Source organism: Candidatus Albibeggiatoa sp. nov. BB20 (assembly GCA_016744725.1).
GTDB lineage: Bacteria > Pseudomonadota > Gammaproteobacteria > Beggiatoales > Beggiatoaceae > Albibeggiatoa.
In genome coordinates, this window is sequence record JADGDW010000183.1 from 1 (window position 1) to 8130 (window position 8130).

Genomic DNA, 8130 nt, shown 5'->3' on the forward strand with positions numbered 1-8130 from the left:
TCCAAAGGCTTAGACGGTGTAACTCACCGCATAATTGGCTAAATTGATAGCCGCATTCAAGTCACGGTCTTGAGTATGACCGCATTCACATTTAAATATTCTGTGTTTCAAAGTTAAATCTTGTTTGATTGCACCACAGACAGAACAGGTTTTTGATGATGGATACCATCTGTCAGCTATCACAATCAGATTGCCACGCATTTGCGCTTTGTATTCCAATTGTCGCTTGAACTCGTAAAAGCCCATATCTGCAATATGTCGTGCTAGTTTACCATTTGATAACATGCCTTTGACATTCAAATCTTCAATGCCAATTACTGAAAACCGTCTGGTTAAATTACTGGTCAATTTATGCAAGGTATCTTTACGAATATTACTTATTTTAGCGTGTAATTTGGTAAGTTTTGCTTTGGCTTTGTGCCAATTAGAAGAACCTTTTTGCTTCTTGCTCAAATTCCTTGATAGCTTTTTGAGTCGAGGAAGCAATTTTTTTAATGGTTTAGAACCAGTGACCACTTCACCTGTACTCAGTGTTGCCAAAGATGAAATACCTAAATCCACACCGACAATGCCTTGATTTTCAGCTTTGTGTAAGTGGGATAAATCATCTGTTTCAACACTGATACTAACAAACCATTTATTAGCTTGTCGTGAAATAGTTGCAGACAATATTTTGCTGCTAAATCTGAGCGATTCTTTCAAACATACCCAACCTAAGTTAGGAATTCTGATACGATTTAAAGATTCATTAAGCAAGAACTGGTCATTAGTTATGGTAAATGAATCGTGAACACCTTTCTTCTTAAACTTTGGATAACTTGCCTGTCTTTTGAAAAACCGTTTAAACGCCTCGCCTAATCGGATAATTGCCATTTGTGGCGCATTTTTGGTGACTTCTAACATCCAAGGATATTCAATACGTTTAATCGCATTCAATTGTTTGCGTAATCCACCTTGAGTTGGTTTAGGTAAATCTGGGTTTTCTTTATGGGCTTGATATTGCTTTTGCCATTGGTCTAATGCCCAGTTATAAGCAAAACGTGCCGTCCCACTGGCTTTTGCGAAGTAGGTGCGCTGCTTGTTATTTGGTTTGAGTTCTATTTTGTGAGCAAGAATCATTATTAAATTAGTTTAGTAAAGTATACTGATGTTTTCAATAGCCGCCTTTGAAATACTTAATAATTTACTCATATTGACTAGGTATAGATAAGTATGAATAAGTTTTCAATAGCTGCTATCTAACCCTTGCCATTCAAACCACCTCATTTTTTTCATAATGTGAATCAATTCCCAAAATTATTCCCTAACTTAGCTGAATTCCTTAATTTACAAATATTTCTCAATGCTCCCTAACTGTTGTCAACTCTCGATATCGTTTATAATATTTCGATTGTTTCACTTTGACTGAAGAATTCAATGGCACACTCCCTGACTTATGAAGACGCTGGCGTTAGTATTGATAAAGGTAATCAACTCGTTGAACGGATTAAACCGATTGCAAAACAAACCCAACGCAATGGCCTATTAGGCGGCATTGGTGGCTTTGGCGCATTTTTTGAAATTCCAACAGATCGCTATAAAAAACCGGTTCTTGTTTCCAGTACCGATGGCGTGGGTACAAAATTACGTTTAGCAATTGAACTAGGCAAACATGACACCGTTGGTATCGATTTAGTTGCAATGTGTGCCAATGATATTGTGACTTGTGGTGCTGAACCACTGTTTTTCCTTGATTATTACGCAACCGCGACTTTAGATATTGATGTTGCAGAAGCCGTAGTCAAAGGGATTGGACAAGGTTGTGAACAAGCGGGAATGGCTTTAGTCGGTGGTGAAACCGCTGAAATGCCCGGAATGTACGCAGCGGGTGATTATGATATTGCAGGCTTTTGTGTCGGCGTAGCAGAAAAAGACAATGTGATTGACGGCTCACAAGTACAAATCGGAGATGCCATTTTAGGTTTAGCATCAAACGGTGCTCACTCCAATGGCTACTCCCTAGTACGCAAGATTTTAGAAACGGTCAAAGCCGATTTAAACATGCCTTTTGCCGATAGTACGCTAGGTGAAACCCTATTAGCTCCAACGCGAATTTATATTAAACCCTTATTAGAACTACAAAAAGCGATTAATATTCATGCGATGGCACATATTACAGGCGGAGGTTTAACCGAAAATATTCCCCGTGTTTTACCCGAAAATATGGCCGCTAAATTATTAGCCCAACATTGGCAACGTCCTGCTATTTTTGATTGGTTGCAAGAACAAGGACAAATTGAATCCATCGAAATGTACCGTGTATTTAATAACGGCATTGGAATGGCGGTTTGTGTGGCACAAGAAGACAAAGCCCAAGCGATTGAAACCTTACAAGCTGCTGGCGAAACCGTATGGGAAATTGGTGAAATCATCGCCAATGACAAACAAGACTGCATTATTGATTAAATAATATTGTCATTATAAACTTTTCAGATTGCTGGCTGTTGTGGAGCTGGCAATTGTGAAACGCAGATTTCATATCACAAGATCACCAGAAAAATCTTAAAAAGGAATTGATTCAAAATCAGGCGTTTTATTCGCAATAACCCCTTTATTTTCAAATACTAAAATCGACTTCAGTTTGCATTGTATTCTACAGAAAAACCAACCATTGCTACGTACAAAATGAATACTTCACATAAACATATTCTAAAAATAACGGATTGAATAATCGATTTACCTATAAAAACATCCATTTGCTACGCCTTAACAACAACTTGTTGATGATTCTTCGTCTATAATAAACAACAGATTAGAATTTCACACTAACAAATGCCCTGTTTATCATCTTTAAGCATTGATTTATGACATCATCCTGCCGATATCTTATGCTCGGATCATTCTGCATGTTCTCAAATCATTGAGGATTTCTTGCGCTAGTTAAGCGGTAAAAACTTCAAAACCTTATGAATAAAATATATTACTCATTGCTATATCTGTTTATTTTCCCCTCAGCATTATTGGCTGACATTATCACTGATGGTACATTAGGCCAACAAGTTCAACTCAATGCCCCTGATTATCAAATCACCTCCAATTTAGGCCAACAAGTCAATAACACGGTATTCCACAGTTTTGAAACCTTTAACCTCAATTCAGGTGAAACCGCGACTTTTTTCGGTTCTGAACAACTAGAATATATTATTTCTCGGGTTACGGGTGAACAAGCTTCATTTTTAAATGGTTCGTTACGTAGCAGTGGGGTTAATGATATTGAATTCTATTTTATGAATCCCAACGGCATTATTTTTGGAGAACATGCACAACTGGATATCAATGGCACGGTATTCTTTTCTACTGCGGATACACTGTATTTAGCTGAAGAATTTGGTGATGGCATCGGTGAGTTTAGCGCGACCCACCCAGAAAACACCTTATTAACGGTTGCAGAGCCTGCCGCATTTGGCTTTTTAGATAATGATATTGCGCCTTTAACAATTAATGGTAGCCAGTTGGAAGTGACGAGAGGTTATTTATTTGCTGCTGTTGCTGGGGACATCCACGTGACAAGCGGCGCAAATATTTCTACTCTTGGTATTCCTAAAACCAATATTTCCAAAGAAACTATCTCGGATGATGATGGCCTTAGCTTAAGCAGTGGCATTGCACTTGTAAGCGTTGATTCTGCTGGCTTACTTAGTTTAATTGGTAACGACGAAGGCTTACTCATCACGGATGAAAGTGATCCCAGTAATCCAATTCCTCTATTTAAAACAACACAAGACCCCAAAAAAGTCTTAATTGATTTTGATGGTGAAAAATGGGGCGATATTACAGTTGATGAAAACTCACGCTTAATTGCTGATAGTGAAGGCAATAGTGTAAGTTTAGTTTACCTACAAGCAGAAAAAATAAGCTTTGATAATCAAAGTAGTATCATTGCAAATGCTTATGAAAACCAAACGATTGCGAGTTTAGGAAATTATATTTGGCTGTTTTCAGATGAACTGATTTTAGATCACCAAAGTCAGATTATTGGTCAAAAAATATCAGGTACAGGGTTTGGTAGCGGTATATTAGGTTTTGTTGATGAGCGTATCAGTCTACTCAACAATAGTGGAATGAGTGTCGACACCACAGATGAAGGGTATGCGGGCAGTATTATTTTATTTACTAAAAATCTCACAATGGAAAATAGTTTTATGAGTACCCGTAGTAAAGGTTCAGGGAGCGGTGGCGCAATTTGGATACAGGCAACCGAATCTATTAAATTACAAGGTGATGATGCGGGTATTTTAAAAAAAACAACAGCAGATTTATTTAAATTAACTAAAAATGCTGAAACACAACAAGAGCAGCAAGCTTTTCTCGATAAATTAAATGAGCTTAACTCATTAGATGTAGCAAAACTAACAGGTGATTCTTATGGTACTGGGAATGGTGGTGCTATTTTTTTATTAACAGATAAACTTGAAGCAGATACTTTTTTATTGACCTCTGAAACGATACAAGGTAATACAGGCGGCGTATTTGTTCAGGCAAACAATGCAGATATTAAAGATTTTGTGTTTAGCAGCAGTGTGTTAACTGAAGGAAATGGCGGCGTTGTTTATTTAGATATAGAGGACTCATTAAAAACAGATAGAGGCTTATTCATTTCTGCAGCGAGAGGCAATGCTTCCGCAGGTAATGTGGAAATCAGTAGCGATCTTTTGTTTTTTAATAAAACCAATATTTCAACAACAGCATTACGTGGTGGTGGTGGCAATGTCTCATTAAATGTCGACGGAATCGCTTTATTTAGCAGTGCTCAGGTTTTAGCCAGTGCTGAAGCATCAAATGGTGATGGAGGGGATGTCCGCATTGAATACCCAACTTACCTCGTTTCAAATCATGGGTTAATTTTAGCCCAAGCACTGGGTGGTAATGGGGGAAATATTTCGATCAAAGCCCATAATTTAATTGCATCAGATGATACCCGAGTCAGCGCTTCCTCTGAACAAGGCATTGATGGCATAATTAATGTTCAAGCTCCTGATGTTAACTTTAACGAGGCGGCGTTAGTGTTTACCCCTAAATTTGCGGTACTCAATACAAATACTCGCGATATATGCAAAGTCCGCATTGCCGACCAATTGCCAACAGAGTTCCAGTTAGACTACTCTTTTATTGTTCTGCCTTTTTCAGGGCAATATTCAAATTTAGAAGATTGGCAACCCAGCTATACTCGTCAAGAATTTTCCTTGTTTAAGCATCATTTAGCTGATTTAGCTCGGTGTGGTTTTCATCGTTAACCTAACTAAGTTTAACTTGTGACGACGCACCAGCGTCCACAAAAAATATCAAGACACATTCCACGCAATGCGTGGAACGAAAAAAATAAATTCTGGTTTTAATCCTTAACTTCATGGTAATAACACGCTGTGTGGAAAAAAGATAAAAACCTAACTAAAAACGGTTGTTTAATCTGAATTCTTCTAACGATAGCTCACTCATCCCATTGCACCCTTATCATCCATCAGATGATTCATGATGCTGCAATTGTCGTTCAATTTCTGCTAATAAATCAGCTTGATGATAAGTTTCTTTCATAAATACATTTTCAACACATTGATTTAACATAGTTAACTCTGATTGATTCACTTCTTTGGCGGTTAATATAACAACGGGGATAGACCACCATTTTGGATTAGTTCGTAAATATCCAATTAATTCAAAACCATCCATTTCAGGCATTGATAAATCTGACAAAATCAGGTCAGGTGTATGTTGTTCTAAAATGTCCAATGCCTGCGCACCGTTACTGGCTTCCAACACATGCCAACCTGAATATTCCAAAGCACCGACTAAAGCTTCTTTTGTTACAGAATCATCATCTACCACTAAAATTTGTGGAATGTGATAACTGCCACTGGTTTCAGAATGAGATTGATAACGGGATAACACATGATTTAATTGTGATTTTTCTACAGGTTTTACTAAATAATCGGCTGCACCTAAAGCATAGCCAAAACGGCGATTTTCAACCATAGATGTGATAATAACGGGAATATGACTCAGTTTATCATCCGTTTTTAAGGTCGATAATACAGTCCAGCCATCCATATCAGGCATTTGAATATCCAAAGTGATCGCATACGGCAGTAGTTGTTTAGCTAAGGCCAAACCTTGCTCACCACTATGTGCAACTTGTACTTCATAATTTAAATTTCGCAAATGTTCTGACAATAATTCACATGTCATTGGATCATCATCAATCACCAAAATTTGATTATTTTCACCTGCCTGCGGAATCTGTGATAGATCACCTAGAATTGGTGTGCCAATATTGGTAGGAATCCGAATCGTAAATTCACTGCCTTGCCCATAATGACTTTCAACCTGAATCGTCCCATTCATCATTTCGGCAAAGCGTTTGGTAATAGTTAATCCCAATCCTGTGCCGCCATATTTGCGCGTGGTTGATTTATCCGCTTGGGTAAATGGATCAAATAATTTTTTAATCTGCGCATCGGTCATACCTATTCCCTGGTCCGCAACACTAATATTAACCCAGCTTTTTTCCTGCGTATCAATTTCCATGCGGGTACTTAAACGGATAGTCCCCTGTTCAGTAAATTTAGACGCATTACTTAATAAATTAAATAACATTTGGCGCAATTTAGTCAAATCAGCATGAATTTCATTCATCCGTTTATCTAAATTCACTTCTAAATGATTATGTTTGGTTTGAACTAAAGGCTCAACCGTCACCACCACCTCATTAATTAAATTATTTAAATTGAAAGTCTCTTGATACAACTCCATTTTGCCAGCTTCAATTTTAGAAATATCTAAGATTTCATTAATTAAATTCAATAGATGCTTTCCTGAAGAATGGATTTTCTTAATATCCGATTCATAATCAACTAAGGCCTCATTATCTTGCATATCCTCTTGCATCATTTCACTATAACCAATGATGGCATTCATCGGCGTGCGCAGTTCATGACTCATATTGGCAACAAACTGGCTTTTGGCTGCATTGGCTTCTTCCAATTTATGCATTTTATCCTGTAACGAATGCGACATAGTATTGAAGCCATCAACTAATAGATTGATTTCACTTATTTTACTATGTGGCCAATCAATTTTTTCTAACTGGATAGACTGGTTTGAAAGCTGTGTCGTAATCACTGATAATCGCTCTAAAGAACGTACAATTTTCTGACTCAGAAAACGTGAAAGTAGAATTGTGGCCAATAAGATGGCAAGCATAATGGCAAGGTTTTGCCCATAAAGTTTATATAAATTGGCATTATATGGTGCAAGTGGCAATTCGACAATTAATTCCCAACCCAGTGTATTATTCAAATTAATTCTATAAATATAAATACCATGCTTCCATTTAGTTAGCGGTGTTTTATCTTCAGTCTCAGGCATCCAAAACGTTGTTTTATTATCGATCAATTGCTGTACGCCCGTTTGATGACGGGTAAAAGTATGAGATGGTTTTTGAGTAATATCAGAACTCGCAATGACCTTGCCTTTTCGATCCAATAAAGTTAAAACTAAATCGGTATCTTGTGATTTGCTGAGTAAATGTTGTTCTAAACGCTCTAAATTTAACTCACCTTGCACATAACCATATAGTGCATGTTGCTTGATAATGGGAACACTAATTGTTAAAACAGGCTTTGGTGTGCCAATTCGTCCCATAAATACATCTGATATAACAGGCTGCATATTGCTGAGTAATTGGGCAAAATAAGGCTGTTCATAAAAATTCATGCCACGCCAAGAATGGCCTTTATCATTTAAAAACGGTGCGGTATTTACAACAGTTGCGGTGTCATCCGCTACGTAGACATGCAACAAATTAGGGCTGCCTTGATAAGTCATTTTGGTCATGGTCTGTAAAGTATCGTAACGCCCAAATCCTAAATTATTTACTTGATCGGCTAATGCTTGTAGCCTATACATTTCGTTATCAAACCATTGATTAACCATGGAAACAACATTACGATTCGCGGTATTTTGCAAACGGGTCAAAACTTGATCTTTTAAATCATAAGTACTGTAAAGGGTTTGAAAGGTAATTAATCCGATAGAAACAGTTAATACTAAACCCGCAAGTGCATGATATAAGGCTTGTTGGAATAAAATAGTATC

At 37.4% G+C, this 8130-nt stretch carries 4 protein-coding genes; 2 read left to right on the forward strand and 2 right to left on the reverse strand.

Features of this window, described 5'->3' with window-relative positions; all coding sequences use genetic code 11:
• Nucleotides 1–9: 9 nt before the first annotated feature.
• Nucleotides 10–1119 carry an RNA-guided endonuclease InsQ/TnpB family protein gene (locus ABXH34_RS16185; protein WP_353572924.1) on the reverse strand — a complete coding sequence of 370 codons (1110 nt, stop codon included), beginning with the start codon at nucleotides 1117–1119 and terminating at the stop codon, nucleotides 10–12.
• A gap of 297 nt (nucleotides 1120–1416) precedes the next feature.
• Between ABXH34_RS16185 and purM the strand changes: the two genes are divergently transcribed.
• Together purM and ABXH34_RS16195 are read left to right on the forward strand one after the other, a co-directional pair.
• A complete protein-coding gene (gene purM, locus ABXH34_RS16190) occupies nucleotides 1417–2445 on the forward strand; it encodes a phosphoribosylformylglycinamidine cyclo-ligase (protein ID WP_353572925.1) in 1029 nt (342 codons plus the stop codon).
• Between the two features lie 500 nt (nucleotides 2446–2945).
• Nucleotides 2946–5273 (forward strand): two-partner secretion domain-containing protein, encoded by a 2328-nt coding sequence (locus ABXH34_RS16195; protein WP_353572926.1) that lies wholly within the window; start codon nucleotides 2946–2948, stop codon nucleotides 5271–5273.
• Between the two features lie 217 nt (nucleotides 5274–5490).
• Here ABXH34_RS16195 and ABXH34_RS16200 read toward each other — a convergent pair.
• A partial coding sequence (locus tag ABXH34_RS16200) for a response regulator (protein WP_353572927.1) occupies nucleotides 5491–8130 on the reverse strand: 2640 nt, incomplete at its 5' end.

What these genes read in the sequence shown, in the direction of transcription:
- ABXH34_RS16185 (WP_353572924.1), bottom strand. Translation starts at nt 1,119, where the DNA reads ATGATTCTTGCTCACAAAATAGAACTCAAACCAAATAACAAGCAGCGC.
- purM (WP_353572925.1), top strand. Translation starts at nt 1,417, where the DNA reads ATGGCACACTCCCTGACTTATGAAGACGCTGGCGTTAGTATTGATAAA.
- ABXH34_RS16195 (WP_353572926.1), top strand. Translation starts at nt 2,946, where the DNA reads ATGAATAAAATATATTACTCATTGCTATATCTGTTTATTTTCCCCTCA.